This window comes from Nocardioides sp. NPDC087217 (assembly GCF_044744805.1).
In the GTDB taxonomy this organism is placed as follows: Bacteria; Actinomycetota; Actinomycetes; order Propionibacteriales; family Nocardioidaceae; genus Nocardioides.
In genome coordinates this window covers 290227-315565 of record NZ_JBIUZB010000003.1, presented here as the reverse complement: position 1 = coordinate 315565, position 25339 = coordinate 290227, and the positions used below count along the sequence as shown (strand labels likewise).

Here is a 25339-nt window from a genome sequence, read left to right as displayed (position 1 = left end):
CGCAGAACCCGCCTCATGCTGGAAGAATAGATCGGGTGCCCTTGCTCGAAGCTCTCACGAACGACCTGCTCCGCGAGACCTTCGACCCCCAGACCATCGAGCGTGGCGAGGCCTACGCGGCCCAGGGCCGGGTCGGTGAGCCCCGGGTCACCGAGATCGGCAGCAGTGCGCTGCGAGCGGCGGCCGAGGTCAGAGGCACCAGCCCGGCTCCCTACCGCGTGACCCTCAACCTGGACTCCAGGAACGGCGTCGTCAGAGCGACCAGCTCGTGCAGCTGCCCGGTGCACAACAACTGCAAGCACGGTGCTGCGCTCGGCCTGGTGCTCGCCGGCACGCGCGCCGCGGCGACGCCGATGGGCCCGTCGTGGGAGACGGAGCTGCGTACGCTCCTGGGCCAGCTCGCCGAGGACAACAAGCCCGAGGACGACCTGCCCGCGCTGGCGCTCGAGATCGACGTACACAGCCCACGGTCGGCCGTGGCGGGCTCCCCCACCGTCGAGCTGCGCCCGATGCGCATGGGCAATCGCGAGCGCTGGGCGAAGACCGGCGCCGACTGGGCCAACATCCCCAACGCGGTGCCCGGCAAGGACTTCCCCCGCAGCCAGCTGCTCCCCCTGCAGGAGCTGGCCCGCCAACTGCGGTCCGACCGGCTGCTCTACGCCCGAGGCTCCTCGCTCAGCCTCGCCGACTTCGGCGAGCACGCGGTCAGCCTGCTCCGCGACGCGATCCGCGGCGGTGTGACCGTCCTGCCCGGTGAGAACGTACGCGGCGTGGTGATCTTCGAGGAGCCGCTCTCGCTCGCCGGCGAGCTGCGCCGCGAGGACGGCGAGGCCGTCCTCCGCTTCGGACTGGCCCACGGTGACCGGGTCTACGCCGGCCCGACGGTGCTCCCGATCGGTCGCCCGACCCGCTCGGTGGGCGTGCTCGATGCCGGGGTGCTCCATCTCGCTGACCTGTCCGGACCGCTCTCGACCCACGCACAGCGGTTGGTGACCGCCCGGGACCCGCTGACCGTCCCCGAGGCCGAGATCGGCACGCTGAGCGCCCTGCTGGGCCCGCTGGCCCGGCTGGTGCCGCTGCGCTCGGCCGACGACTCCCTCGACATCCCGGAGCCTCCCGCGCCGCGCCTGACCCTGACGGTCACCTGGCGCAGCTCGACGCATGCCACGCTCGGCTGGACCTGGGCCTACGGCGTACGTCACTACCCGGTGGACTCCCGCGAAGACCTCGGCCTCGTCCGCAACCCGGCCGAGGAGGCCGCGCTGCGCGCGAAGGTCTCCACCGAGCTGCTCCGCAAGCAGGAGGTACGCGACGGGGACGCGCTCGCGCTCGCCATCCACGACCTGCCGGCGCTGCGTGAGATCGAGGGCGTCGAGGTCACCGAGGTCGAGCGGCCCGACTTCCGCGAGACCGACGAGGACCCCGAGATCTCCTTCGAGATCACCTCGCCCGACGGTGCCGCCGTGGCCGGGCAGGACTGGCTCGACCTGCAGGTCGTGATCCGGATCGGCGCCGAGGCCGTGCCGCTTCCCGACGTGCTCGGAGCGCTGACCCGCGGCGATGACCACCTGATCCTCCCCAGCGGCACCTACATCACCACCGACCGCCCCGAGCTCGACCGACTGCGCAACGTCGTCGAGGCCGCCGGACAGCTCCACGAGCGCACCGGCGACGGGATCGCGGTCGGCAAGCACGACCTCGGCGTCTGGGCCGAGCTCGCCGAGCTCGGCGTGGTCGACCAGCAGGCCGCCGAATGGGTCCAGCGCGCCCAGGCGCTGCGCGACCTGCGCGAGATCCCCCGGCCGGAGCCAACCGGGCTGGCGACCGAGCTTCGCCATTACCAGCTCGACGGCTTCCACTGGCTGGCGTTTCTGCACGAGCAGGGTCTCGGCGGGATCCTCGCCGACGACATGGGTCTGGGCAAGACGCTCCAGGTGCTGGCCACGATCTCCCACGCCGTGCACACCCAGCCGGAGACGCGCGTCCCCTATCTCGTGGTGGCGCCCACCAGCGTCGTACCGGCCTGGGTGCAGGAGGCCCGCCGCCACACCCCCGGCCTCCGGGTGAGCACGGTGAGCAAGCGCATCGACTCCGTCGCCGAGGCCCGCGAGGGCGCCGACGTCGTGGTCACGACGTACGCCATCCTCCGGCTCGAGCAGGACGCCTTCGCCGGGCGGCCCTGGGCCGGTCTCGTCCTCGACGAGGCCCAGCAGGTCAAGAACCACCAGTCCAAGACGTACGCAGCGGCCCGCCGCATCGATGCCCGCTGGCGTCTCGCGGTGACGGGCACGCCGTTCGAGAACCGGCTGATGGAGCTGTGGGCGCTGCTCTCGATCACCGCGCCGGGGCTCTACCCCAGCCCCCGGCTGTTCCGCGACACGGTGGTCTCTCCCGTCGAGAAGTCGGGTGACGACGCGGCGCTGCGCCGGTTCCGGACCCGGCTGCGCCCGTTCCTGCTGCGGCGTACGAAGGAGCTCGTCGCCGACGACCTGCCGCCCAAGCAGGAGCAGGTCCTCGGCGTGGACCTGAACCCGGCGCACCGCAAGATCTACGACGCCCACCTGGCCAAGGAGCGGCAGCGGATCCTGCACCTGCTCGACGACTTCAACGACAACCGGGTCGCGATCCTCAGTGCGCTGACCAGGCTGCGACAGCTCTCCCTCGACCCCGGCCTCGTCGACCCCGATGACGACGACGTCGGCTCCGCCAAGCTCGACACGCTGGTCGACCACATCGAGGAGCTCGCGGCCGAGGGCCACAAGGCGCTGGTCTTCAGCCAGTTCACCTCGTTCCTCGGCCGGGCGCGCACCCGGCTCAAGGAGGCGGGCATCGACGCCGCCTACCTCGACGGCGCCACCCGAGACCGCGGCGCGGTCATCGAGAGCTTCCGCGACGGCGACGCCCCGGTCTTCCTGATCTCCCTGAAGGCCGGTGGCGTCGGTCTGACCCTGACCGAGGCCGACTACGTCTTCGTCCTCGACCCGTGGTGGAACCCCGCCGCCGAGGCCCAGGCCGTCGACCGCGCCCACCGCATCGGCCAGACCCAGCACGTCATGGTCTACCGGCTGGTCTCGACCGACACGATCGAGGAGAAGGTCATGGAGCTCAAGGAGCGCAAGGCCGAGCTCTTCGCGAAGGTCGTCGACGGCGAAGGTGCCATGGGCTCCACCATCGGCGCCGACGACATCCGCGCCCTCTTCGAGTAGCCGAGTCGGCGCATCTGCACGCCTTGGAGCGAAGCGAAGCGAGCGAGGCGTGCGGATGCGCCGACTCGGCTCGAAATCACCTACGCCGCCTTGCGACCGTCGCCGCCAACGCCGCCGCAGGAACCATCAGGACGGCGACGACCAGGAGCGCCCTCAGGGTGCCGATCTGATCGCCCACGGCGCCCAGGATGGGCGGGAAGCCGAGGAAGGCCCCGTAGGCCAGCGTGGAGACGACCGAGACGCGAGCAGCGGCCCGGGTCTCGTCGTCGGCGGCGATACTGATCCCCAGGGGGAAGCCGAGGGCCGCGCCGAAGCCCCACAGGACGATCCCGGCCAGCGCGAGCCCGAACGAGCCGGCGAACACCGTCAGCACGATCCCGATGCCCGCCAGCGCCGCCGAGGTGATCAGGACCGGCTGCCGGCCGACCCGGTCGATCACCTTCGCGCCGGCGAAGCGGGCGAGGCTCATGCAGAAGACGAACGCCGCGTAGCACGCCACCCCGACCCGGTGGCTCACGTCGTAGCCGTCGATCATCGCCAGCGAGACCCAGTCGTTGGCGCTCCCCTCGGCGGCGGCGAAGGCGAGCACCATGAGCCCCAGCAGCAGCGTCTGGGGTGAGCGCCAGGCGGCGATCAGCTCACGCCGCGGCGAGTGCCCTTCCGGGGGCGCCTCGGCCGGGAGGAACCCCAGGGTCCCCCACCAGCAGACCGCAAGCGCGATCGCCGCGACCCCGGCGATGTGCCACACCGTCGGCAGCGTGCCCACCAGGGCGATGCCCAGCAGTCCGCCGAGCACGGTGCCGACGCTCCACATCGCGTGCAGCTGCGGCATCAGCGTCTTGCCGCCGAGCCGCTCGACCGCAGCCCCTTCGACGTTCATGGCGACGTCCCAGACCCCGTAGCCGACCCCGTACGTCACCAGGAACAGCGCCACCAGCCACGCCTGTTCCAGCCAGCTGCCGGAGATCGCCACCAGGGTCAGGGAGGCGACGCAGAGCACCGCGCAGCGGCGTACGACCCGGGCAGCGCCCCAACGCACCACCAGTCCCCCGGCGAGCGGCAGCGCGGCGACGGAGCCGATGCCCATCGCCAGCAGCATCAGGCCGACGGCCGAGTTGTTCAGGCCAAGGCTCTCGCGGAGCGCGGGGATGCGGGAGATGAAGGTCGCGGACAGCAGACCGTTGGTGGCGAACGCCACCACCGATCCGGCCTGGGCACGGCGGAGAGGCGTCACAAGTAAAGGCTAGTGCGGCCCCGGGCCGCGTCCAGGTGCGGGGGATCAGTCCCGCTTCTTCTCGTACGGCCCGCCGCGGCCGAAGATCGGCAGCACCCACGGCTGGCGCAGCGGGGCGCCGGCGAGTGCGACGACCGCGAAGGCAGCCGCGAGCACCCAGGCGATCCCGTAGAGCGCGCCGCCGAGGCCGAAGGTCACGATCGTGACTGCGAGCAGGGTGAGCTGCAGGTTGAGCGCACCGGCGGCGTGGTGCTTCACGAACTCGGAACGCTTGCCGACGGTGTAGTAGAGGATCGCCGGGCCGACGACGATCGGCACCAAGGTCGTGGCCTGGGCGAGGGCGCCCAGAAGCCGCTCCTCGGTGGTCGGCGGCGGCAGCAGGTCGCGGGCGGGCTTCGCCGGAGATGGGGCCGGCTGCGCGACCAGGTCGCGGGTGATCGGCTCCAGGGCGGCGTACGTCTTCGACTTCATGGTCAGGTCGAACCGGAGGTCGAACTCGGCCTGGTCGAGCCGGCCGTCGGCGTAGGCGGACTTGAGGACGTCGATCACGCGGTCGCGATCGGCGTCGGTGCAGCGCAGCTCGTCGCCGGGGACCTGAGTCGGCGGGGTGGGTGGGGTGGGCGGGGTCGGGATCGGGGCAGTTGAGGACATACCTCTACGATCCGCCGCGAACGCCTTCCGGACAATCAGGGAAGCCCCCGAAAGCAAACCGACCGACCCCGGTGTTGTGCCGGAGACGGTCGGAGGAAGACGTCAGAAGACGGTCCAGGTGGACCGCATGGGGCGAGACTCCAGCCAGGCCTGGAAGCCGATGAGGGTCTGCTGGTCCATGGCCAGGTCGATGTGCTCGCCCTTGACGTCGCAGGTCACGATCAGGCTCTCGGGGTAGAGGACGAGCTCCTCGATCCCCTCGGGAGAGCGGCTGGAGACATAGACGATCTCGACCCGGCGCCAGACCCGTTTGGGTTTGGGCGAGAGCGAGAAGATCCGGAACCACTCCAGCTGAGCATCACCGGAGTAGCGGCCGATGCCGATGACCCAACCGCGCCCGGGACTGGTGTCCCGGACGCGGTGGCTCAGTTCGAAGACGCCGCCGTTGCGAGCGAGCAGACGGCGGCGTACGGCGATCCCGACGCCATAGGCGAGGACAAGCAGAAGCAATGCGGCCACAACGGCCAAGAGCAGCTCCCACCATGCCATCCGGGTATCGCCCCTCTTTCCCTAGGAGGCCTTCTCGACAGCGCGGATGCGTGCCTCGGCACGACGGATGCGCTTCTCGGCGTCGTTGTTGGTGCCGAGCAGGCGACGGGCCTCCTCGAGCTCGACCTCAGCCTGGCTGAGGTCGATCTCGTGGGCCAGCAGCACGTGCTCGGACAGGATCGAGACGCGGTCGTTGGCCACCGAGAGGAAGCCACCGTCGACGGTCGCGATGACCTCGGTGCCCTCCTCCGGAGTGATCTCCACGACCGCCTCGGTGAGAGCCGACAGCACCGGCGCGTGACCGCGCAGGACGCCGACATCACCGTCGACCGTTCGGGCGATGACCATGGTGGCCCCGCCGCTCCAGACCACGCGGTCTGCAGCGACGAGTTCCACCTGAAGTGCGTCCGTCATCAGAGGCTCTTCTGGATCTCGGCCCACTTCGCCTCGACGTCGTCGAGGCCACCGCACATGAAGAACGCCTGCTCGGCGACGTGGTCGTACTCACCCTCGGCGATCTTGTTGAACGCCTCGATGGTGTCCTTGACCGGAACCGTCGAACCCTCGATGCCGGTGAACTGCTTGGCAACGTAGGTGTTCTGCGACAGGAACCGCTGGATCCGGCGAGCGCGGGAGACGATGATCTTGTCTTCCTCGGAGAGCTCGTCGACACCCAGGATCGCGATGATGTCCTGCAGCTCCTTGTTGCGCTGGAGGATCTGCTTCACGCGGACGGCGCAGTCGTAGTGGTCCTGACCGATGTACTGCGGGTCCAGGATTCGCGACGTCGAGGTCAGCGGGTCCACGGCCGGGTAGATACCCAGCGACGCGATCTCGCGGGAGAGCTCGGTGGTGGCGTCCAGGTGGGCGAACGTGGTCGCCGGAGCCGGGTCGGTGTAGTCGTCGGCCGGCACGTAGATCGCCTGCATCGAGGTGATCGAGTGACCACGCGTCGAGGTGATCCGCTCCTGGAGCTGACCCATCTCATCAGCCAGGTTGGGCTGGTAACCCACGGCCGAAGGCATCCGGCCCAGCAGGGTCGAGACCTCGGAGCCCGCCTGGGTGAAGCGGAAGATGTTGTCGATGAACAGCAGCACGTCCTGGCCCTGGACGTCGCGGAAGTACTCCGCCATCGTCAGCGCCGAGAGGGCCACGCGAAGACGCGTGCCCGGCGGCTCGTCCATCTGGCCGAAGGTCAGGGCGACCTTGTCGTAGACGCCGGCCTCCTGCATCTCGTGGATGAGGTCGTTGCCCTCACGGGTGCGCTCGCCGACACCGGCGAACACGGAGACACCACCGTGGTTCTTGGCGACTCGGGCGATCATCTCCTGGATGAGGACGGTCTTGCCGACGCCCGCACCACCGAAGAGGCCGATCTTTCCACCGGTCACATAGGGGGTGAGGAGGTCGATGACCTTGATGCCCGTCTCGAACATCTGGGTCTTGGACTCCAGCTGGTCGAAGGCCGGAGCCTTGCGGTGGATGCCCCAGCGCTCGTTGACCTCGACCGTGGCCGGGTCGACGTCGAGGATGTCACCGGTCGCGTTGAACACGTGGCCGAGGGTGACGTCACCCACGGGAACCGTGATCGGGCCGCCGGTGTCACGCACCGAAGAGCCGCGGACGACGCCGTCGGTCGGCTTCAGCGAGATCGCGCGGACCATGCCGTCACCGATGTGCTGGGCAACCTCGAGCGGCAGGGTCGTCGTCTCACCGCTGATGGTGACCTCGACCTCGAGCTTGTTGTAGATGTCCGGCATGGCGTCGACGGGGAACTCCACGTCGACGACCGGGCCGATCACGCGGGCGATACGGCCCGTCGTGGTCTTCTCGTCAACCTGTGCGGTCATTTTCTAGTCAGTCCTTCTGTGGGTTCTCAGTCGTTCGCAGCCTGGGCGTCGGCGAGCGCGTTCACGCCGCCGACGATCTCGCTGATCTCCTGGGTGATGCCTGCCTGGCGAGCCTGGTTGGCAACCCGGGTGAACTTCTTGATGAGCTCATCGGCATTGTCGGTGGCCGACTTCATCGCCTTCTGGCGCTGGGCCAGCTCGGAGGCGGCGGCCTGCAGCAGCGCGAACCAGATCCGGCTCACGACGTACTGCGGGAGCAGCGAGTCGAGCACGGCCTCGGCCGACGGCTCGAACTCGTAGAGCGGGAGGACATCGCCCTCGGCCGGAGCCTCGGTGCCCTCGACGACCTCCAGAGGCAGGAGACGTACGGCGGTGGGCTTCTGCGTCATCATGGTGATGAACCGCGTGTAGACCACGTGGACCTCGTCGACGCCGGGAGCGGCGGCCTTCTCGGCCTCGGTGCCCTCGACGAAGACCTCGATCAGCTTCTCGCCGATCTCCTTGGCCGCGTCGAAGTCCGGGCGGTCGGAGAAGCCGGTCCAGGCCTGCGCCACGGAACGACCGCGGAACTTGTAGAAGGCCTCCGCCTTGCGTCCGGTGACGTAGAGGTCGACCTCCTTGCCCTCGGCCTTGAGCTTCTCGACCAGGCCCTCGGCCTCCTTGAGCACGCTCGAGGAGTAGGAGCCCGCCAGACCACGGTCGCTGGTGACCACCAGCACGGCGGCGCGGGTGGGCGCCTCCGGCTCGGTGGTCAGCGGGTGGTCCACGTTGGAGTAGGTCGCCACCGCCGAGACGGCGCGGGTGAGCTCACGGGCGTACGGCGCGGCCGCATTGGCCCGCTGCTGCGCCTTGATGATCCGGGACGCAGCGATGAGCTCCATGGCACGCGTGATCTTCTTCATCGACTCCGTCGACTTGATCCGCGCGCGGAGTTCACGCACTGACACGGCCATGGGTCAGCCCCGCTTCTGCTTGACGATCTGCTCCTGCTCGACGTCCTCGTCAGCCAGGGCCTGCTCCTTGGCGGAACCCGGCTTGATCGAGTGGCCCTCCGAGGTCTCGAACTGGTCGAGGAACGAGTCGTAAGCCTTCTTCAGCTCGGACTCGGTGGAGTCCTCGAACTTCAGCGACTCACGGATGCCGGCGAGGATGCCGTCGTGGGAGCGACGCAGGAAGTCGAGGAACTCCCGCTCGAACTTGAGCACGTCCTCGACCGGGACGATGTCCAGGCTGCCGGAGGTGCCCAGCCACAGCGAGACGGTCATCTCGTCGATCGGGTAGGGCGAGTAGGCCGGCTGCTTGAGCAGCGCCATCAGCCGCTGACCGCGGGCGAGCTGCTGCTTCGAGGCCGCGTCCAGGTCGGAGGCGAACATCGCGAAGGCCTCCATCGCGCGGTACTGCGCGAGCTCGACCTTGAGCGAGCCGGTGACGCCCTTGAGGGCCTTGGTCATCGCGGCGCTACCGACACGGGAGACCGAGACGCCGACGTCGATCGCCGGGCGCTGGTTGGCCGCGAACAGGTCGGACTGCAGGAAGATCTGACCGTCTGTGATGGAGATGACGTTGGTCGGGATGAACGCCGAGACGTCGTTGGCCTTGGTCTCGATGATCGGCAGACCGGTCATCGAGCCCGCGCCCATCTCGTCGGAGAGCTTCGCGCAGCGCTCCAGCAGCCGGGAGTGCAGGTAGAAGACGTCACCCGGGTAGGCCTCACGGCCGGGCGGGCGGCGCAGCAGCAGCGACACGGCGCGGTAGGCCTCGGCCTGCTTGGTCAGATCGTCGAAGACGATCAGGACGTGCTTGCCCTCGTACATCCAGTGCTGGCCGATGGCCGAGCCGGTGTAGGGGGCGAGGTACTTGAAGCCGGCGGAGTCGGAGGCCGGAGCCGCGACGATCGTGGTGTACTCCAGCGCACCGGACTCCTCGAGGGCGCCACGCACGGAGGCGATGGTCGAGCCCTTCTGGCCGATGGCTACGTAGATGCAGCGAACCTGCTTGTCGGGGTCGCCCGACTCCCAGTTCTGCTTCTGGTTGATGATCGTGTCGATCGCGACCGTGGTCTTACCGGTCGAGCGGTCACCGATGATCAGCTGACGCTGGCCACGGCCGATCGGGGTCATCGCGTCGATCGCCTTGATGCCGGTGGCGAGCGGCTCGTGCACCGACTTGCGGGCCATCACGCCGGGAGCCTGGAGCTCCAGAGCGCGGCGCCCGACCGTCTCGATGTCGCCGAGGCCGTCGATCGCGTTGCCGAGCGGGTCCACGACGCGGCCGAGGTAGCCGTCACCGACGGGGACCGAGAGAACCTCGCCCGTACGTCGGACCGACTGGCCCTCCTCGATCTTGTCGAAGTCGCCCAGGACGACGACACCGATCTCGCGGGTGTCCAGGTTCAGGGCGAGACCAAGGGTGCCGTCCTCGAACTCGAGGAGCTCGTTGGTCATGGCCGAGGGCAGACCCGACACGCGGGCGATGCCGTCCGCGGTCGAAGCGACGGTGCCGACCTCCTCGGTCTTCGCCGCCTCCGGCTTGTAGTCCGCGACGTACTTTGCCAGTGCGTCCCGGATCTCGTCGGGACGGATGGAGAGCTCCGTCATCTGTGCCTTCTCTCTCAGTTCTTACAAGTCAGTCTGTGTCACACAGGGGTCGTACGGCCAGTTGAGGTCGGCCGCGGTGCCGGATCAGCCGGCCAGGGCTCGCTGCGCCCCTTCGAGGCGACTCGAGACGGTGCCGTCGATGACGTCGTCACCGATCGATACCTTGATGCCACCGACGACAGCCGGATCGACGACCACGTTGAGGTGGACCTCACGGCCGTACTTCCTCGCCAGTGCTGCCGCCAGACGGGTGGTCTCGGCCTCCGAGAGCGGGGCCGCAACGCGGATGACCGCGGTGCCCTCGTCTGCGACGGATGCCGCGACCTTCTGGTATTCACCGAGAGCGGCCGATGCGGTGCGGTAGGTGCCCGCCAGCGCCTGCTTCGTCAGGGTCACGGTCGCCGGAAGCGCCTTGCCCCCGAGCAGCGTGTCGACCAGCGCGGCCTTGTCCTCGGTCGTACGGGCCGGGTCGGAGAGCGCGTCGCGCAGCTCCGGCGTCTCCTGCACGGCCTGCTGGACCGCGAACAGCTCGTCGGCGAGGCGCTTGGCCTCGCCGCCGGCGCTGCGGACCGCGGCGATCTCGCTCAGTCGCTCGACCGCATCGCTCAGGTCACCGGCGTGCGTCCAGCGGTGCTTGACCGCCGACTCGACCACGCCGAGGCCCGTCGCGTCGACCTTCCCGCCGAACAGCTCGGCGACGAGGCCGGTCTTGGCCTCCTGCGGCACCGAGGCGTCGGTGACGAAGCGGCGCAGAGCTGCCTCGGCACGGAGGGTCTGGGAGACCTCGAAGAGGGTGTCGGCCGCCTTCGCCGCCGCCTCAGGAGAGGCGGAGACGGCGGTCTTCAGCTCCTCGGTCAGGGCGGCAACTGCGTCGGCCGACGCTCCACGGAAGTCCATCAGTGAACCCCTGCCTCGAGGTCAGCGAGGAACCGCTCGACCACACGGCTGGAACGCTCGTCGTCGTCCAGCGACTCGCCGACGATACGACCGGCGAGACCGGTGGCCAGCGAGCCGACCTCGGTCTTCAGCGACGTAGCAGCCGCCTGGCGCTCGGCCTCGATCTGCGCCTTGCCGGCGGTGATGATGCGCTCGGCCTCGGCCTGTGCCTCGGCACGAAGCTCGGCCTTGATCGCGGCGCCCTCCTCGCGAGCCTGCTCGCGGATGCGGGCAGCCTCGTGGCGGGCGTCGGCCAGCTGGGCCTCCAGCTGGGCGAGCTTGGCATCTGCCTCGGCCTGCTTGGCGTTGGCGTTCTCGATGCCACCTTCGATCGCCGCGGTTCGATCGGCGTACGCCTTCTCGAAGTTCGGAACGATGAACTTCGCAACTCCCACGAAGAGGAGGGCGATGACGATGAAACCGAGGATGATCTCCGGGACGTGCGGGACCAACGGGTTGATCTCGGTCTCCGCAGCGGTTACCTGGGTAAGGATCATGTCGGAACCTTCAGTAGTTCCCTACGTCAGCGAAGGACGAAGGCGAGAGCCAGGGAGATGATGAAGAACTGCTCACAGAGTGCGAAGCCGAGAATCGCGATCGCCTGCAGGCGGCTCTGGGCCTCCGGCTGACGGGCAACACCGGCGACGTACGCGGCGAAGATCAGACCGACACCGACACCCGGGCCGATGGCGGAGAGGCCGAGGCCGATGATTCCGAGCTGTCCCTCCATGGGGATATTCCTTTCGGTTGTGACGCGATCTGCGTCAGTTGTTGTGCGTCGACTTGGGTTGGCTGTTTAGACGAGGCGTCAGTGCTCGTCGGCGACTGCACCGGCGATGTACATCGCCGAGAGCAGGGTGAAGACATAGGCCTGCAGGAACATGATCAGCATGTCCAGGAAGGACACGAAGATGCCGAGCAGGAACGCGAAGACGCCGGCGGCGACGCCCTGCCACGCGGGAGCGTAGTCCAGGATCAGCCAGGCGCCACCGATGGAGAAGAGCGCCACCAGCAGGTGACCGGCGAACATGGTCGCGAAGAGACGGATCGCCAGCGTGAACGGGCGGACCACGATGTTGGAGAGGAACTCCAACGGGACCATCATGAGAAGGATCGGGCCGCTCACGCCGCTGGGCACGGTCTGGAGCTTGAGGTAGCCGACGAAACCGTGCTTCGCGATGCCGACGATGTTGTAGATCAGCCAGGTGATGACCGCCAGGGCCGCCGTGTAGCCGATGTGCGACATCGTGGGGAACTGGACGAACGGGATGATCCCGTAGAAGTTGTTGATGATGATGAAGATGAAGACCGTGAAGAGGTACGGCACGAACCTCATGTAGTCCTTCGACCCGATGATGTCGCGGGCGATGGAGTTGCGGACCATCCCGTAGACGTACTCACCGGCGAACTGCAGACGGCTCGGAACCACGGCGGCCTTGCGGGAGGCGGCGTAGAAGAAGCCGAAGCCGATCACGACGGACAGCAGGACCAGGAGACTCACCTTGGTCAGGGCCCAGTCGCCGGACCCGACGATCGGCGGAAGGAAGAAGTCCGCGGGCCCCGGGATATGAGGCCCCGACTCCGACGCCATAACGGTGGCGGCAAGCGACTTCACGCTGTCTCCTGTTTGTTCGAACTTACGATTCTGGGTGGCGAGCCTCTGAGGCTCGGGCATCATCCCGGCGGCCGCCCCCGACGGCCCGGACGATATCAGGCGCTACTGACGGGTCACGAGTCTGCCCCGGGCAGGTCGAAGAGCGGGATTCGCTCGCGTCGCACCAGGAACGCGAACGTGGTCGTCCAAGCGATGGTGAGCGCCATGACAGAGAAGGCTGCCGGACGTACGACAGCGTCTCCCCCGGTCTGCGAAACGACCAGCAGGACAACGAAGAGAACCATGCCTGACAGCGTGAAAACACCGACGGCGGCGGGCAACGACAGCGCGGGCGACTTCGCCGCGATCCAGAACATCGCCCAGGAACCGACCGCAAGCACGACAACGGTGGCGATCGATCCGATCGCAGCACCGGTCAGACCATCAGTCCCGGCAAGAACAAAGGCCACCGCGAGGGCCGCGAGCACAGCAACTGCGGACACTGCGGCAGAACCTCGCAGCACCTTGGACTTGCTGGTTGCGGTCGTCATCGTCGGCGGCCGTTCTCTCTGGGGGCATTTCACGTGTTCAGGAGCGTATCCCGAACGCTCGTGAAAACTATCACAAGCGTCTTTGGGCGCCCTAATTGATCGATCAAGGCACTGCTACCGGGGCTGATTCTCCAGCGGGGTGAGGTCCTCGGGGACCTCGAGGAGCTTGTCGGTGCGCTCGCCGCGGATCTTCGGGAGGACGAAGGTGAGGAGCACGATGAGGGCGGTGGCGATGATGACGCCGACGATGACGACCGGGCCGCGGTAGAGGGTCACGAAGACCGATCCGAAGGACATCAGGCCGGCCCAGAGCCACATGATCAGCACGGCACGGCGCTGGGAGTGGCCGATCTCCAGAAGGCGGTGGTGGAGGTGCTTCTTGTCCGCGGCGAAGGGTGACCGGCCGGCGCGGGTGCGGCGTACGACGGCCAGCACGAGGTCGACGAGGGGAACCACCAGGATCGTCAGGGGTAGCAGCAACGGCAGGAAGGTCACCAGGAGCGCGGTGGAGGCGTCGAAGGCGTTCACGTTCAGCCCGCCGGCGTTGTAGGAGCCCGAGAGGGTGACCGCGCTGGCGGCGAGGATCAGACCGATCAGCATCGAGCCGCTGTCCCCCATGAACAGCCGGGCGGGATGCCAGTTGTGGATGAGGAAGCCGACGCAGGCTCCGGCGAGGGCGACAGTCAGGAGAGCCGCGGTCGAGGCGCGGCCGATGTCGTTGATCCGGGTGAACTGGTAGCAGAACAGGAAGAGCGCCAGGGCGCCGATACCGACGACCCCCGCGGCCAGACCGTCGAGTCCGTCGATGAAGTTGACGGCGTTAACCACGGTGATCACGACGAGCCCGGTGAGCAGCGCGCCCTGGGCGGGGTCGATCGAGAACTGGGTGCCGTCGGGGAAGGTGATCAGGCTGTACTGCAGGTTGAAGCCCACCAGGATCGCCGTCGCCAGCACCTGACCGCCCAGCTTGGTGAGCGCGTCGAGCTCGAAGATGTCGTCGACGACGCCGACGATGCAGATCAGCGCGCCGGCGAGGATCACCACGCCGGTGTCCTGGAGCACGAAGTCCGGCGCATCGGCCAGGAACGGCAGCTCGCGGGCGACCAGGTAGGCGGCCACGAGGCCACCCAGCATCGCCACGCCACCCATGTAGGGGATCGGAACGGCGTGTACGTCGCGGTCGCGGACCTTCGCGACGGCCCCCGTACGCATCGCGAACTCGCGGGCGACGACGGTGAGCAGGTAGGTCACCACGGCGGCGACCAGGAAGAGGAGGACGTAGGCGCGCATCAGGCTTCTGTGTCGGCGTCCGTGGCGGGCAGGTCGGTGTCGGTCACGGACGGGTCCGGATCACCCGGTCGGCGGATGGCGACATCGTGCGGGGCGAGGATCTCGTTGATCCGATCGATGCTGATCGCGCCCTCCCGGAGGACCTTCGGCTCGTCACCCGTGGCGGAGATGATCGTGGACGCCTCGCCGACCGGCGACTCGCCGCCGTCGATGATGGCCTTGACCATCTTGCCGAGCATCTCGTCGGCCTGGTCGGCGTTGGTGGCCGCAGGCTTCGTGGTGCGGTTGGCCGAGCTGGTCGCGAGCGGACCGACCCGGTCGATGATGCGGCGCAGGATGTCGGAGTCGGGGATGCGTACGGCCACGGTCTGGCGGGCCTCGCCCAGGTCCCACTGCAGCGACGGCTGCTGGTGGAACACGACCGTCAGCGCACCGGGCCACAGCTCCTCGACGAGGCTGCGCGCCCAGGCGGGGATCCGTGTCGCGAGGGCGTCGAGGGTGGCGACGTTGGAGATCAGCACCGGCGGCGGCATCGAGCGGCCTCGGCCCTTGGCGGCGAGCAGACCGGCCACGGCGCCCTTGTCGAACGCGTCGGCGGCGATGCCGTAGACCGTGTCGGTCGGTACGACCACGAGCTCGCCGGCCTGAAGGGCAGCCGCAGCAGCATCGATCGCCTCGGTCTGCTCGTCCTCGGTCGCGATCGGGTAGCGCTCAGTCACAGTGCTCATGTTGCCAGTTGTGCGGTCGTGAAGCGCGGACGGCCTGCCAGATCGACATGATCGCGTACGTCGCTCCATCTCCCCGTGCTGCTGAAGACCGCCGGGGCGCCACCGTTCTGACCGCCCGGTCCCTGCTCGTCGGCGTGCTCGAAGCCGACCACTCCCCCGGGCTTGAGCAGCTCGGCGGCCCGCCGTTCCAGGACGCGGATCGCGTCCAGCCCGTCCTGCCCGGAGAAGAGCGCGAGGTCCGGGTCGTGGTCGCGCGCCTCGGCGGCGACCGACTCCCAGGCTTCGAGGGGGATGTACGGCGGGTTGCAGACGAGCACGTCGACGCTGCCGTCCAGGTCGGCGAACGCCTCGGCCATGTCGCCCTGCCGGAGGTCCACCCCGGTGCCGGTCAGGTTGCGTACGGCCCAGGGGTAGGCGTCCTCGGAGAGCTCGACCGCGTGCACCTCGGCGCCCGGGACCTCGTCGGCGATGCTCTTCGCGATCGCGCCCGACCCGGTGCAGAGATCGACGACGACGGGCTGGTCGATGGTCGCTGCCCGGTCGATCGCCCAGCCCGCGAGCAGCTCGGTCTCGGGCCGGGGCACGAAGACGCCGGGACCGACGGCGAGCTCGACGTGCCGGAAGTACGCCACCCCGGTCAGGTGCTGCAACGGCTCGCGCTCCGCGCGGCGGGCGAGCAGGTCCGTGTAGGCCTTCTCGTGGGGCTCTGCCACGTCGTCGACGAGGAAGAGGCGGTTGCGGTCGGTGTCGAGGACATGGGCCAACAAGATGGCCGCATCGGCGTCCGGGCTCGCGACTCCGGCCTCTGCGAGCTGCTTTCGGGCACTTGCCAGAAGTGTGCGCGGGGCGGTCATGGGCAACTGCTCCTGAATGTGTTAGTCATGCTTTACCCGGCTGAGGGTAACGTTCGGGCGCCTCGACGGTTCTTCCGGTCATATCGGGGGACGCGGGACTGGCCGCCACACCTCGTCGGGCGCTGTGCTGCCCCACCATCACACCCGAGATCTCCCCCGGAAGGAAACATCACCCCATGAAGTGGCCCTTGCTGCTTGCACTCATCCTCGTCCTCGCCCTCCTGATCTGGTTCTTCTTCGGACGGCCAGTCCGCAAGGACGCCAAGGCCGCACACCGAGCGGACGAGACCCCGGCAGCCGAGGCCACCACTACGCCCGTCGCCGCTGCCACCGTCCCCGCCGAGGCCTCCGTGGCTGAGGCTCCCGCAGCTGAGGAGCCCGCAGCCGAAGAGCCCACCGAGGCTCCTGTCGAGGCCGAGGTCGCCGAGACGGCCACGGACGACGTGACCGAAGCGGACACCGCTGCTGTCGTCGCGGAGGCCGAGAGCGTCACCGCCGCTGCCGCCGCTGAGCCCGACACCGCCGAGGCTCCGGCTGCGGAGGCTGCCGTGGCGGCCGAGCCGGAGGCAGCCACGGCCGCCGAGGCGCCCGCCGCGACCAACGGCGCTCCCTACGCCGGCGCCGTGCTGCCGGCCGCTGACGGAAGCAGCTCGGACGCTGCGTACGACATCAAGGGCAGCAGCGGGAAGAAGTACCACACGACGGCGAGCCCCTACTACGGCCGCACCAAGGCAGCCGTCTACTTCGACTCCGAGGAGTCGGCCAAGGCGGCCGGCTTCGTCGTGGGCTTCAAGAAGAAGGCCAACGCCTGACCTGCACAGACAGACGTCGAAGGTCGCAGTCACTCGGTGACTGCGACCTTCGACGTTGTGGACGTCCTCAGGAGTCGAGGGAGGCCAGGCGGGCCGCCAGGTCGGCGTCCACGGCGCTGCCGATCACCGGCTCCAGGTCGCCGTCGAGGACCTGGTCGAGGTTGTAGGACTTGTAGCCGGTGCGGTGGTCGGAGATGCGGTTCTCCGGGAAGTTGTAGGTGCGGATCCGCTCGGAGCGGTCGACGGTGCGCACCTGGGAGCGTCGGGCGTCGGATGCTTCCGCGTCGGCAGCGTCCTGGGCCGCCTGGAGCAGGCGCGAGCGGAGCACGCGCATGGCCTGCTCCTTGTTCTGCAGCTGCGACTTCTCGTTCTGCATCGAGACGACGATGCCGGTGGGGATGTGGGTGATCCGGACCGCCGAGTCGGTGGTGTTGACCGACTGGCCACCGGGACCCGAGGAGCGGTAGACGTCGATGCGGAGGTCGTTGTCGTTGATCTCGACATCGATGGGCTCAGCCTCGGGAACCACCAGGACACCGGCGGCAGAGGTGTGCACGCGGCCCTGCGACTCGGTGACCGGCACCCGCTGGACGCGGTGTACGCCGCCCTCGAACTTGAGCAGTGCATAGGGCGCCCGGCCGGGCTCGGAGGTCCCCTTCGCCTTCACCGCGACAGTGACCGACTTGTAGCCGCCGAGATCGGACTCGTTGGCGTCGAGGAGCTCGAGCTTCCAGCCCTGGCGCTCGGCGTAGCGGGTGTACATCCGCAGCAGGTCACCGGCGAACAGCGCCGACTCCTCGCCGCCCTCCCCCGACTTCACCTCGAGGATGGCGTCCTTGTCGTCGGTCGGGTCACGAGGCACGAGCAGGCGGCGCAGCCGCTCTTCGGCCTCCTCGCGCTGGGGCACCAGCGCGTCGGCCTCCTCGGCGAACGCGGGGTCCTCCCCCGCCAGCTCGCGGGCGGCCTCGATGTCGTCACCGAGCTGCTGCCAGGAGTGGTAGGCGTCGATGATCGAGCTCAGCTCGGCGTACCGCTGGTTGAGCTTCTTCGCCAGGCGCGCGTCGGCGTGGGTCTCGGGCTCGGCGAGCCGCTTCTCCAGCCCCTGGTGCTCCTCGATCAGCCCTTCGACTGCTTCAAACTGTGACATCTCCGCCTCGCTTCGTACGCCTGTGAAACCCTCCAAACACGCCAGCGCCGGCCACCCGCGGATGCGGGGGCCGGCGCTGAGAAGCAGCTACTTGTTGCGCTTGCCGAAGCGAGCCTCGAAGCGAGCCACGCGGCCGCCGGTGTCGAGGATCTTCTGCTTGCCCGTGTAGAACGGGTGGCAGTTGGAGCACACGTCGGCGCGGATGGCGCCCTCGGCCACCGTGCTGCGGGTGGTGAACGAGTTGCCGCAGGTGCAGGTGACCTGGGTCTCGACGTAAGTCGGGTGGATGTCGGACTTCATGAGGTTCCTCTCAAGACATGGGGTTCCGGGTCGCCACCGCAGGTTGCGGGACGTGAACCGGCACCGAGGATTCAGTGTATGTGAACGCCTGGGGCCGCCAATAATTCCCGGCGGCCCCAGGACGCACAGCACTCAGCTCTTGGCGACCTCGTTGAGCAGCACCATGTTGGTGGCGGAGCCGGCGACCTTCTCGACCAGGACCGAGGCGGCCTTGGCACCGTCGAGCGTGGCCAGCGAGGCGCGCAGCTTGCGCACCGCGTCGCCCTCGCCACCGGCGAACAGCAGGTCGTCGCGGCGGGTGCCGGAGGCGTTGACGTCGACGGCGGGGAAGATCCCGGCCTCGGCGTACTCCTCGCTCAGGCGCAGCTCGGAGTTGGCGGTGTCCTTGAACGCATCGAAGATGATCTCGTCGGTCTTGGACCCGGTCTCGACCGCGGCCGTGGCCAGGATGGTCAGCGAGCCGCCGTCCTCGACGTTGCGGGCCGCACCGAAGAACCGCTTGGTCGGGTAGAGCGCCGCGGAGTCGACGCCGCCACCGAGGATCCGGCCCGATGCCGGGACGGAGAGGTTGTACGCCTTGCCCAGGCGGGTCAGCCCGTCGAGCAGGACGACCACGTCGTGGCCGAGCTCGACCAGGCGCTTGGCCCGCTCGATGGCCAGCTCGGCGACCACGGTGTGGTCGGCGGGCTGACGGTCGAAGGTGGAGGCGATGACCTCGCCCTTGACGCTGCGCTCGAAGTCGGTGACCTCCTCCGGGCGCTCGTCGACGAGCACCACCATCAGGTGGCACTCGGGGTTGTTGGCGGTGATCGCTCCGGCGATCGCCTGCAGGACGGTCGTCTTGCCCGCCTTCGACGGCGAGGCGATCAGGCCGCGCTGGCCCTTGCCGATCGGCGAGATCAGGTCGATGACCCGCCCGGTGACCGGGTCGGAGCCGCCCTCGAGGCGGAGCCGCTGGTCGGGGTGGACCGGGGCGAGCTTGTCGAACTCGACGCGGTGCCTGGCGACCTCGGGGTCGGCACCGTTGACCGAGTCGATGCGCACCATCGGGTTGTACTTCTCCTTGCGCTCGCCCTCACGGGGCTGGCGCACCTGGCCGACGATCGCGTCGCCACGGCGCAGGCCGAGGCGCTTGACCAGCGACAGGGAGAGGTAGACGTCGTCGGGCCCGGGCAGGTAGCCCGAGGTGCGGACGAAGGCGTAGTTGTCGAGTACGTCCAGGATGCCTGCCGCGGGCACGAGCACGTCGTCCTCGAGGACGGTCGTGTCCGGCTCGCCGCGGCCCGGGCGGTTGCGGTCGCGGTCGCGGCCACGGCGGCGGCGGTTGCGGCGGCTGCCACCCTCGCCGTCGTCATCGCCCGCGTCGTCGGCCGAGTCGGCCGGCCGCTCCTTCTGGGCGTCCTCGTTCTTCTTCTCGGCGGCAGGCTGGCCGGCCTTGGCCGGACCCTTGCTCTGGCCACCACCGGCGGGCTGGCCGGACTGACCGCCCTGGCCACCCTGGCCACCCTGGCCCTGGCCGCCGCTCTTGTTCTGGTTCTGGTTGCGCTGGCGACGCGGGCGCTGGGTGCCCTCGTTGCCGGCGTCAGCAGCCTCGGCGGACTTCTCCGCGGGCTTCTCGGCCTTCTCGGCCGGCTTCTCTGCGGACTTCTCCGCAGGCTTCTCAGCGGCAGGCTTCTCGGCAGCAGGCTTCTCGGCGGCGGCAGGCTTCTCGGCCCTCTCCGCCGGCGCCGACTGCGCCCGGCTGCTCTGCGCAGCCTTGATCGCGTCGATCAGCTGGGCCTTCTTCATCGAGTTAGCCCCGGTGATACCCATACCGTTCGCCATCGCCTTGAGGTCGGCGAGGAGCATTCCGCCAAGGCCACCGCGCTTCTTCGGGGCTGCGTTCGGCTCCGGCGCAGTGGATTCCATGGTTTCAGTCACGTGAGTCCTTTCCCACGTATCGCCGATCGGCGTACGACGCCGACGGCTCGTTTGTCAGAACCCCTGACGCGCCGATGCGCGCCAAACGAAGTGGCACGGCGCGAAAGGGGGATAGCACATTCGCAGGCCTGAACGGCCCAACGGATGTATGCCCAGGCTAACACGCATGGCACCCCTCACAGGAGGGGCCCGGAACGCGGGTCAGAGGATGCGTACGCCGTCCATGTCGACGCTCAGCGCATGGCACGTCCAGCCCTCGGGACAGCGGGCGGTGAGCTTGCTCGTCTCGGCGGACTCGACCCCGCTGCTGAACGCCAGGACCGTGGGCCCGGCGCCGGAGACGATCGCCGCGACACCGTCGGCGCGCAGCTCGTCGACCAGGGCGAGCGACTCCGGCATGGCGGGCCGGCGGTACTCCTGGTGCAGGAAGTCGCGGGTGGCGCGGTGCAGGTGCTCGGGGGCATCGCTCAGCGCCGCGACCAGGAGGGCCGTACGTCCGGCATCGGCCGCCGCATCGGAGTGCGGGACGGTGTCGGGCAGCAGCCCGCGGGCGGCCTTGGTCTCGACGCCGGTCGCGGGGACGAAGACCACGACGCTGACCCTCGGGTCGACGGCGGTGCGGACGGCGAAGAAGCCATCATCGTCACCCGCGATCGTGAAGCCGCCGTGGAAGGCGGGGGCCACGTTGTCGGGGTGGCCCTCGATCTCGGCGGCCTTCTGGAAGAGGGTGTCGTCGTCGAGGATCAGCTCTCCCCCGGCGACCAGCGCGCGGGCCAGCACGAGGCCGCCGATGATCGCGGCCGAGGACGAGCCCAGGCCACGCGCGTGCGGGATCCGGTTGCGACAGTGCAGCCGCAGACCGGCCGGCTGCTTGCCGATGATGTCGAACGCGGCCCGCATGGAGCGTACGACGAGGTGGGACTCGTCGAGCGGGACCGTGCCCTCGCCCGCGCCCTCGACGGTGACCTCCAAGTCCCCGCCGGGCACGACCTCGCCGGTGAGCTCGTCACGCAGGTCGAGCGCCAGCCCCAGCGAGTCGTAGCCGGGGCCCAGGTTGGCGGAGGTGGCCGGGACGGTGACGGTCACCGGGCCTTCTACGAACGTCATGGGTGTTACGCGAGTCCTGCTGCTGCCGCCGCGGCCTCGAGGTCGGCGTCGATGATGATCTCGGGCAGCTCACCGAAGAACTCCAGCGCGGTGGCGGTGTCCTTGAGCCCGTGGCCGGTGACGGTGATGACCGTGGTGGCTCCGGCGTAGGTCTCCCCCGCCTCGAGGTCGGCGAGGAGCCCGGCGACACCGGCCGCCGAGGCAGGCTCGACGAAGACGCCGTCGTTGCGGGCGAGCAGCGACTGGGCGGTGAGGATCTGCTCGTCGGAGAGCGCGCGGAAGCGGCCGCCGGACTTGGCTGCCGCGGCCTCGGCGAGCTGCCACGAGGCCGGGTTGCCGATGCGGATCGCGGTCGCCTTGGTCTCGGGGTGCTCGACGGGGTGACCGAGCACGAGCGGCGCCGCACCCTCGGCCTGGAAGGCCCGCATGACCGGGGTCTTGGTGGCGTGGCCGGCCGCGGCGTACTGCTCGTAGCCGAGCCAGTAGGCCGACAGGTTGCCGGCGTTGCCGATGGGCATGAGGTGGTAGTCGGGGGCGTCGCCCAGGCGGTCGACGACCTCGAAGGCCGCCGTCTTCTGGCCCTCGAGCCGGACCGGGTTGACCGAGTTGACCAGCGCGACCGGGTAGCTGTCCGCGAGGGCGCGGGAGAGCTTGAGGCAGTCGTCGAAGTTGCCGCGTACCTTGACCACCTCGGCGCCGTGAACCAGCGCCTGGGCCATCTTGGCGGCACTGATCTTGCCGTTGGGAACGAGCACGACCGGGGTGATCCCGGCCTTGGCGGCGTACGCGGCCATCGAGGCCGACGTGTTGCCGGTCGAGGCGCAGACCACGGCCTTGGCGCCCTCATGGACGGCGACGGAGATGGCCGCGGTCATGCCGCGGTCCTTGAACGAGCCGGTCGGGTTCTGGCCCTCGACCTTCAGCCACACCTCACCCTTGGCGGCGGCGGAGAGCCACTCGGAGTGCACCAGCGGAGTGCCGCCCTCGCCGAGCGTGACCGCCTTGGTGTCCTGGGGAATGTCGAGGAGCGTGCGATACTCCTCGATCACACCGCGCCACTGGCCGTTGGTCATCAGACTGCTCCTTCTACGCGCATCACCGAGGCGACGTCGCGGACGAACTCCATCTCGCGCAGGTGCTGCACGGTCGCCGCGAGCGCGGCATCGGGGGCCTCGTGGGAGACGACGACGAGCTGGGCGTCCTCTCCCCTGCCTTCTTGGCGTACGGCCTTGATCGAGACGCCGTGCTCGGAGAAGGCGGTAGCGACGGCGGCGAGCACGCCGGCCTTGTCGGCCACGTCGAGGCTGACGTGGTAGCGGGTGACGGTCTCGCCCATCGGGCGGACCGCGCGGTCGGCGTAGGCGGACTCGCCGAAGCCACGGGTGCCGAGGACCTTGTTGCGGGCGATCGTGACCAGGTCGCCCAGGACGGCGCTCGCGGTGGGATCGCCGCCCGCGCCCTGGCCGTAGAACATCAGGTCGCCGGCCGAGGCGGACTCGACGAAGACGGCGTTGTAGGCGCCGCGTACGGTCGCCAGCGCGTGGGTGCGCGGGATCATCACCGGGTGGACCCGCACCGAGACGTCGTCGTCCTCGAGCTCGGCGATCGCGAGCAGCTTGACGACACTGCCCATGGCCTTGGCCGAGGCGACGTCACCGGCGGTCACCTCGGTGATGCCCTCGCGGTAGACGTCGCTGGCGGTCACCCGGGTGTGGAAGGCGAGGCTCGCCAGGATGGCGGCCTTGGCGGCGGCGTCGAAGCCCTCGACGTCGGCGGTCGGGTCGGCCTCCGCGTAGCCCAGCTCCTGGGCCTCGGCGAGGGCCTCCTCGAAGCCGGCACCGTAGGTGTCCATCTTGTCGAGAATGTAGTTGGTGGTCCCGTTGACGATGCCCATCACCTTGGTGACGTGGTCGCCGACGAGCGAGTCGCGCAGGGGGCGCAGGATCGGGATCGCACCCGCGACCGCGGCCTCGTAGTAGAGGTCGGTGCCGGCCTTCTCGGCGGCCTCGTAGAGCGTCGGGCCGTCCTCGGCGAGCAGCGCCTTGTTGGCGGTGACGACGCTGGCGCCGCTCTCCAGCGCCTTGAGGATGAGACTGCGGGCCGGCTCGATGCCGCCGATCACCTCGACCACGAGGTCGACGTCGTCGCGGGCGACCAGGCCCTGGGCATCCGTGGTGAGCAGCTCTGCGGGCACCTCGACGTCGCGCGGGGCGTCGAGGCGGCGTACGGCCACGCCCCTGATCTCCAGCGGCGCACCCACTCTGGCGGCGAGATCCGCATCGCCCTCGAGCAGGAGCCGGACCACCTGGGACCCCACCACACCGCAGCCGAGGACGGCGACGCCCAACGGATCGACGGCGTGCGCGGTCGTCTTGTTGCTGCTCACGCGCCCAAGGGTATCCGGGACAGGCTCCAGGGTCCGACTTCCGCTCTAGGCGCGGACACCTCTCACGTCAGGAGCACGACCTTGCCGGTGGTCTCCCGGGCCTCGAGCGCACGATGGGCGGCCGCGGCGTCGGCGAGCGGAAAGGCGGAGCCGACGTACGGCGTGCGGGAGCCGTCCGCGGCGGCCTCGAGCGAGGCCTGCTCGAACTCCTTGATCCGGCCCTGGACCCAGGGGCCGAGGATGTCGATGATCTTCGCGGCGCCCTTGTAGCCGTCCTGGTCGCCGGAGAAGCGGACCATCCTCCCCTCCGGCTCGAGGTGGGCGTAGACCTGCCTGGGTACGTCACCACCGAGCCCGTCGAGGAGGACCGTGATCCGGGGCTCCTCGGCGCGAAGCCTCTCCAGCCAGCCGTCCGTGCGGTAGTCGATGGCCGTCTGCGCGCCGAAGCCGCGGGCGATCTCGAGCTTGGGGTCGGAGCCCGCGAGCCCGACCGCGCGGGCGCCCGCGTTGCGGATGCCCTGGAGCAGGATCGCGCCCATGCCGCCGGCCGCCGAGGTGACCACGACGACGTCGTCGGAACCGATCTGGGCGGCCTCGAGCACCGCGGCCGAGGTGCGTCCGGTGCCGATCGCAGCCACGGCCTCGGCCGACTCCAGCCCGTCGGGACGCCGGTAGAGCTGTGTCTCGTCGGCGACCGCGAGCTCGGCGTACCCGCCGCTGCTTCCCGGACCGAGATGCGCGACGACCTTGGCGCCGCGCCAGGCCTCGTCGACGCCCTCACCGAGCTCGTCGACCACGCCGGCGACCTCGCGGCCGGGAGTCATCGGAAGCTCCGGACGCGGCATCGTCGGCGGCAGGTCGCCCGCTCGGATCGACGTGTCGAGACGGTGGATGCCCGCGGCCTCCACCCTGATGCGTACCTGGCCAGGACCTGGTGTCGGTTCGGGCACCTCCTCGAGTCGCAGGACCTCCGGGCCGCCGAACTCGTGCTGTCTGATCGCTCGCATGCGGCAAGTCAACCTGCTCAAGTTGACTTGAGGTCAAGGGCTTTCTGGAACCCTCAGGCAAGCTCCGGGATCGGCCGGAGCACCGCGGCGACGTCACGCGCCAGACGTACGCGACGGAGCAGCTCCTCCGCGTCCGGCTCCACGTCGGTGGTGACCGTGATGGCGTCGTCGCGGGCCACCACCCACAGCCGCTCGTCGACGACATGGCTGGCGAACCGGGACAGCGAGCGCGCATGCTCCTCGTCGGCGGCGATGACGGCACCGTCGGGGGTGGTCACGTTGGTCTTGGCGCGGAACTCCGGAGGGAAGAAGATCGGGGTCGGCACCCGTCCGGTGCGGGTGTTGCCCGAGCCCGGCGAGAGCCCGATCATCGCGGCCGTCTTCGGCAGGTGGGCGGGGACCCGCACCACCACCCAGCGCGCCGGCCGCCAGGGACCCTTCCCGGGGGACGCCTTGCCGTGCCAGTACTCGACGAGGATCCCGTCGCAGGTGCCGTCGACGACGAGGTCGCAGCGTTCGGCGCGTACGTCCGGCCCCAGCACCTCCCACCGCACCGGCCGCTGCGCGGCGGCCTTGCCGGTCACCACCGTCCAGCCGAACGTGTGTGCCGCTGAGGACAC

At 69.4% G+C, this 25339-nt stretch carries 25 protein-coding genes; 2 read left to right on the top strand and 23 right to left on the bottom strand.

Going from position 1 to position 25339, the window contains the following annotated elements:
• Positions 1–35 precede the first annotated feature (35 nt).
• Positions 36–3206 (top strand): SNF2-related protein, encoded by a 3171-nt coding sequence (locus ACIO3S_RS15855; protein WP_400465332.1) that lies wholly within the window; start codon positions 36–38, stop codon positions 3204–3206.
• Positions 3207–3282: 76 nt separating this feature from the next.
• On the opposite strand, the gene ACIO3S_RS15850 is transcribed toward ACIO3S_RS15855, so the two are convergent.
• From ACIO3S_RS15850 to prmC, 15 genes are all read right to left on the bottom strand, one after another.
• Complete coding sequence (locus ACIO3S_RS15850) at positions 3283–4440, bottom strand: MFS transporter (RefSeq protein ID WP_400465329.1); 1158 nt, start codon at positions 4438–4440, stop codon at positions 3283–3285.
• Positions 4441–4485: 45 nt separating this feature from the next.
• Entirely contained in the window at positions 4486–5091 is a 606-nt protein-coding gene (locus tag ACIO3S_RS15845; RefSeq protein ID WP_400465326.1) for a DUF1707 domain-containing protein, read from the bottom strand.
• A gap of 102 nt (positions 5092–5193) precedes the next feature.
• Positions 5194–5610 carry a DUF2550 domain-containing protein gene (locus ACIO3S_RS15840; RefSeq protein WP_350713203.1) on the bottom strand — a complete coding sequence of 139 codons (417 nt, stop codon included), beginning with the start codon at positions 5608–5610 and terminating at the stop codon, positions 5194–5196.
• Between the two features lie 51 nt (positions 5611–5661).
• On the bottom strand, positions 5662–6054 hold the full coding sequence (locus tag ACIO3S_RS15835; protein WP_045547377.1) for a F0F1 ATP synthase subunit epsilon: 393 nt from the start codon (positions 6052–6054) through the stop codon (positions 5662–5664).
• Positions 6054–7490 carry a F0F1 ATP synthase subunit beta gene (atpD, locus tag ACIO3S_RS15830; protein ID WP_350659687.1) on the bottom strand — a complete coding sequence of 479 codons (1437 nt, stop codon included), beginning with the start codon at positions 7488–7490 and terminating at the stop codon, positions 6054–6056. Before atpD ends, ACIO3S_RS15835 begins: the two co-directional genes overlap by 1 nt.
• 26 nt (positions 7491–7516) lie before the next feature.
• The gene (locus ACIO3S_RS15825) at positions 7517–8443 is read right to left on the bottom strand and encodes a F0F1 ATP synthase subunit gamma (protein ID WP_400465323.1); all 927 of its coding nucleotides are present in this window, start codon (positions 8441–8443) and stop codon (positions 7517–7519) included.
• A gap of 3 nt (positions 8444–8446) precedes the next feature.
• Positions 8447–10087, bottom strand: a complete 1641-nt coding sequence (gene atpA, locus ACIO3S_RS15820; RefSeq protein WP_400465320.1) for a F0F1 ATP synthase subunit alpha — start codon at positions 10085–10087, stop codon at positions 8447–8449.
• A gap of 84 nt (positions 10088–10171) precedes the next feature.
• On the bottom strand, positions 10172–10984 hold the full coding sequence (locus ACIO3S_RS15815; RefSeq protein ID WP_400465318.1) for a F0F1 ATP synthase subunit delta: 813 nt from the start codon (positions 10982–10984) through the stop codon (positions 10172–10174).
• Positions 10984–11520, bottom strand: a complete 537-nt coding sequence (locus ACIO3S_RS15810) for a F0F1 ATP synthase subunit B (RefSeq protein WP_350713169.1) — start codon at positions 11518–11520, stop codon at positions 10984–10986. Before ACIO3S_RS15810 ends, ACIO3S_RS15815 begins: the two co-directional genes overlap by 1 nt.
• Positions 11521–11546: 26 nt before the next feature.
• Positions 11547–11753 (bottom strand): ATP synthase F0 subunit C, encoded by a 207-nt coding sequence (locus ACIO3S_RS15805; protein WP_091047785.1) that lies wholly within the window; start codon positions 11751–11753, stop codon positions 11547–11549.
• 78 nt (positions 11754–11831) lie between these two features.
• Positions 11832–12638, bottom strand: a complete 807-nt coding sequence (gene atpB / locus ACIO3S_RS15800; RefSeq protein WP_201451248.1) for a F0F1 ATP synthase subunit A — start codon at positions 12636–12638, stop codon at positions 11832–11834.
• A gap of 113 nt (positions 12639–12751) precedes the next feature.
• A complete protein-coding gene (locus tag ACIO3S_RS15795) occupies positions 12752–13120 on the bottom strand; it encodes a hypothetical protein (RefSeq protein WP_350713171.1) in 369 nt (122 codons plus the stop codon).
• 162 nt (positions 13121–13282) lie between these two features.
• On the bottom strand, positions 13283–14458 hold the full coding sequence (locus ACIO3S_RS15790) for a glycosyltransferase family 4 protein (RefSeq protein WP_400465313.1): 1176 nt from the start codon (positions 14456–14458) through the stop codon (positions 13283–13285).
• A complete protein-coding gene (locus ACIO3S_RS15785) occupies positions 14458–15186 on the bottom strand; it encodes an L-threonylcarbamoyladenylate synthase (protein WP_400465310.1) in 729 nt (242 codons plus the stop codon). The genes ACIO3S_RS15790 and ACIO3S_RS15785 overlap by 1 nt, the downstream gene beginning before the upstream one ends.
• The gene (gene prmC / locus ACIO3S_RS15780) at positions 15183–16040 is read right to left on the bottom strand and encodes a peptide chain release factor N(5)-glutamine methyltransferase (protein ID WP_400465307.1); all 858 of its coding nucleotides are present in this window, start codon (positions 16038–16040) and stop codon (positions 15183–15185) included. The genes ACIO3S_RS15785 and prmC overlap by 4 nt, the downstream gene beginning before the upstream one ends.
• A gap of 176 nt (positions 16041–16216) precedes the next feature.
• Between prmC and ACIO3S_RS15775 the strand changes: the two genes are divergently transcribed.
• Positions 16217–16852, top strand: coding sequence for a hypothetical protein (locus tag ACIO3S_RS15775; protein ID WP_400465304.1), 636 nt, complete (start codon positions 16217–16219; stop codon positions 16850–16852).
• Between the two features lie 67 nt (positions 16853–16919).
• On the opposite strand, the gene prfA is transcribed toward ACIO3S_RS15775, so the two are convergent.
• The 8 genes from prfA to ACIO3S_RS15735 all read right to left on the bottom strand — a co-directional run bounded on the left by prfA (position 16920) and on the right by ACIO3S_RS15735 (position 25339).
• Positions 16920–17999: a peptide chain release factor 1 gene (prfA, locus tag ACIO3S_RS15770; protein ID WP_400465301.1), complete on the bottom strand. Its 1080-nt coding sequence runs from the start codon at positions 17997–17999 to the stop codon at positions 16920–16922.
• Between the two features lie 87 nt (positions 18000–18086).
• A complete protein-coding gene (rpmE, locus tag ACIO3S_RS15765) occupies positions 18087–18299 on the bottom strand; it encodes a 50S ribosomal protein L31 (protein ID WP_008362128.1) in 213 nt (70 codons plus the stop codon).
• A 132-nt stretch (positions 18300–18431) separates the two neighbouring features.
• Positions 18432–20207 carry a transcription termination factor Rho gene (gene rho, locus ACIO3S_RS15760; protein ID WP_400465298.1) on the bottom strand — a complete coding sequence of 592 codons (1776 nt, stop codon included), beginning with the start codon at positions 20205–20207 and terminating at the stop codon, positions 18432–18434.
• A gap of 213 nt (positions 20208–20420) precedes the next feature.
• Complete coding sequence (gene thrB, locus ACIO3S_RS15755; protein ID WP_350837892.1) at positions 20421–21326, bottom strand: homoserine kinase; 906 nt, start codon at positions 21324–21326, stop codon at positions 20421–20423.
• A 5-nt stretch (positions 21327–21331) separates the two neighbouring features.
• The gene (gene thrC, locus ACIO3S_RS15750) at positions 21332–22399 is read right to left on the bottom strand and encodes a threonine synthase (RefSeq protein WP_350837890.1); all 1068 of its coding nucleotides are present in this window, start codon (positions 22397–22399) and stop codon (positions 21332–21334) included.
• Complete coding sequence (locus ACIO3S_RS15745) at positions 22399–23712, bottom strand: homoserine dehydrogenase (RefSeq protein WP_400465294.1); 1314 nt, start codon at positions 23710–23712, stop codon at positions 22399–22401. The genes thrC and ACIO3S_RS15745 overlap by 1 nt, the downstream gene beginning before the upstream one ends.
• A 62-nt stretch (positions 23713–23774) precedes the next feature.
• Complete coding sequence (locus tag ACIO3S_RS15740) at positions 23775–24719, bottom strand: alcohol dehydrogenase catalytic domain-containing protein (protein ID WP_400465291.1); 945 nt, start codon at positions 24717–24719, stop codon at positions 23775–23777.
• A 53-nt stretch (positions 24720–24772) separates the two neighbouring features.
• The gene (locus ACIO3S_RS15735; protein WP_400465288.1) at positions 24773–25339 is read right to left on the bottom strand and encodes a hypothetical protein; all 567 of its coding nucleotides are present in this window, start codon (positions 25337–25339) and stop codon (positions 24773–24775) included.

What these genes read in the sequence shown, in the direction of transcription:
- ACIO3S_RS15845 (WP_400465326.1), bottom strand. Translation starts at nt 5,091, where the DNA reads ATGTCCTCAACTGCCCCGATCCCGACCCCGCCCACCCCACCCACCCCG.
- ACIO3S_RS15835 (WP_045547377.1), bottom strand. Translation starts at nt 6,054, where the DNA reads ATGACGGACGCACTTCAGGTGGAACTCGTCGCTGCAGACCGCGTGGTC.
- atpD (WP_350659687.1), bottom strand. Translation starts at nt 7,490, where the DNA reads ATGACCGCACAGGTTGACGAGAAGACCACGACGGGCCGTATCGCCCGC.
- ACIO3S_RS15825 (WP_400465323.1), bottom strand. Translation starts at nt 8,443, where the DNA reads ATGGCCGTGTCAGTGCGTGAACTCCGCGCGCGGATCAAGTCGACGGAG.
- atpA (WP_400465320.1), bottom strand. Translation starts at nt 10,087, where the DNA reads ATGACGGAGCTCTCCATCCGTCCCGACGAGATCCGGGACGCACTGGCA.
- ACIO3S_RS15815 (WP_400465318.1), bottom strand. Translation starts at nt 10,984, where the DNA reads ATGGACTTCCGTGGAGCGTCGGCCGACGCAGTTGCCGCCCTGACCGAG.
- ACIO3S_RS15810 (WP_350713169.1), bottom strand. Translation starts at nt 11,520, where the DNA reads ATGATCCTTACCCAGGTAACCGCTGCGGAGACCGAGATCAACCCGTTG.
- ACIO3S_RS15805 (WP_091047785.1), bottom strand. Translation starts at nt 11,753, where the DNA reads ATGGAGGGACAGCTCGGAATCATCGGCCTCGGCCTCTCCGCCATCGGC.
- ACIO3S_RS15790 (WP_400465313.1), bottom strand. Translation starts at nt 14,458, where the DNA reads ATGCGCGCCTACGTCCTCCTCTTCCTGGTCGCCGCCGTGGTGACCTAC.
- ACIO3S_RS15785 (WP_400465310.1), bottom strand. Translation starts at nt 15,186, where the DNA reads ATGAGCACTGTGACTGAGCGCTACCCGATCGCGACCGAGGACGAGCAG.
- prmC (WP_400465307.1), bottom strand. Translation starts at nt 16,040, where the DNA reads ATGACCGCCCCGCGCACACTTCTGGCAAGTGCCCGAAAGCAGCTCGCA.
- ACIO3S_RS15775 (WP_400465304.1), top strand. Translation starts at nt 16,217, where the DNA reads ATGAAGTGGCCCTTGCTGCTTGCACTCATCCTCGTCCTCGCCCTCCTG.
- prfA (WP_400465301.1), bottom strand. Translation starts at nt 17,999, where the DNA reads ATGTCACAGTTTGAAGCAGTCGAAGGGCTGATCGAGGAGCACCAGGGG.
- rpmE (WP_008362128.1), bottom strand. Translation starts at nt 18,299, where the DNA reads ATGAAGTCCGACATCCACCCGACTTACGTCGAGACCCAGGTCACCTGC.
- rho (WP_400465298.1), bottom strand. Translation starts at nt 20,207, where the DNA reads ATGGAATCCACTGCGCCGGAGCCGAACGCAGCCCCGAAGAAGCGCGGT.
- thrB (WP_350837892.1), bottom strand. Translation starts at nt 21,326, where the DNA reads ATGACGTTCGTAGAAGGCCCGGTGACCGTCACCGTCCCGGCCACCTCC.
- thrC (WP_350837890.1), bottom strand. Translation starts at nt 22,399, where the DNA reads ATGACCAACGGCCAGTGGCGCGGTGTGATCGAGGAGTATCGCACGCTC.
- ACIO3S_RS15740 (WP_400465291.1), bottom strand. Translation starts at nt 24,719, where the DNA reads ATGCGAGCGATCAGACAGCACGAGTTCGGCGGCCCGGAGGTCCTGCGA.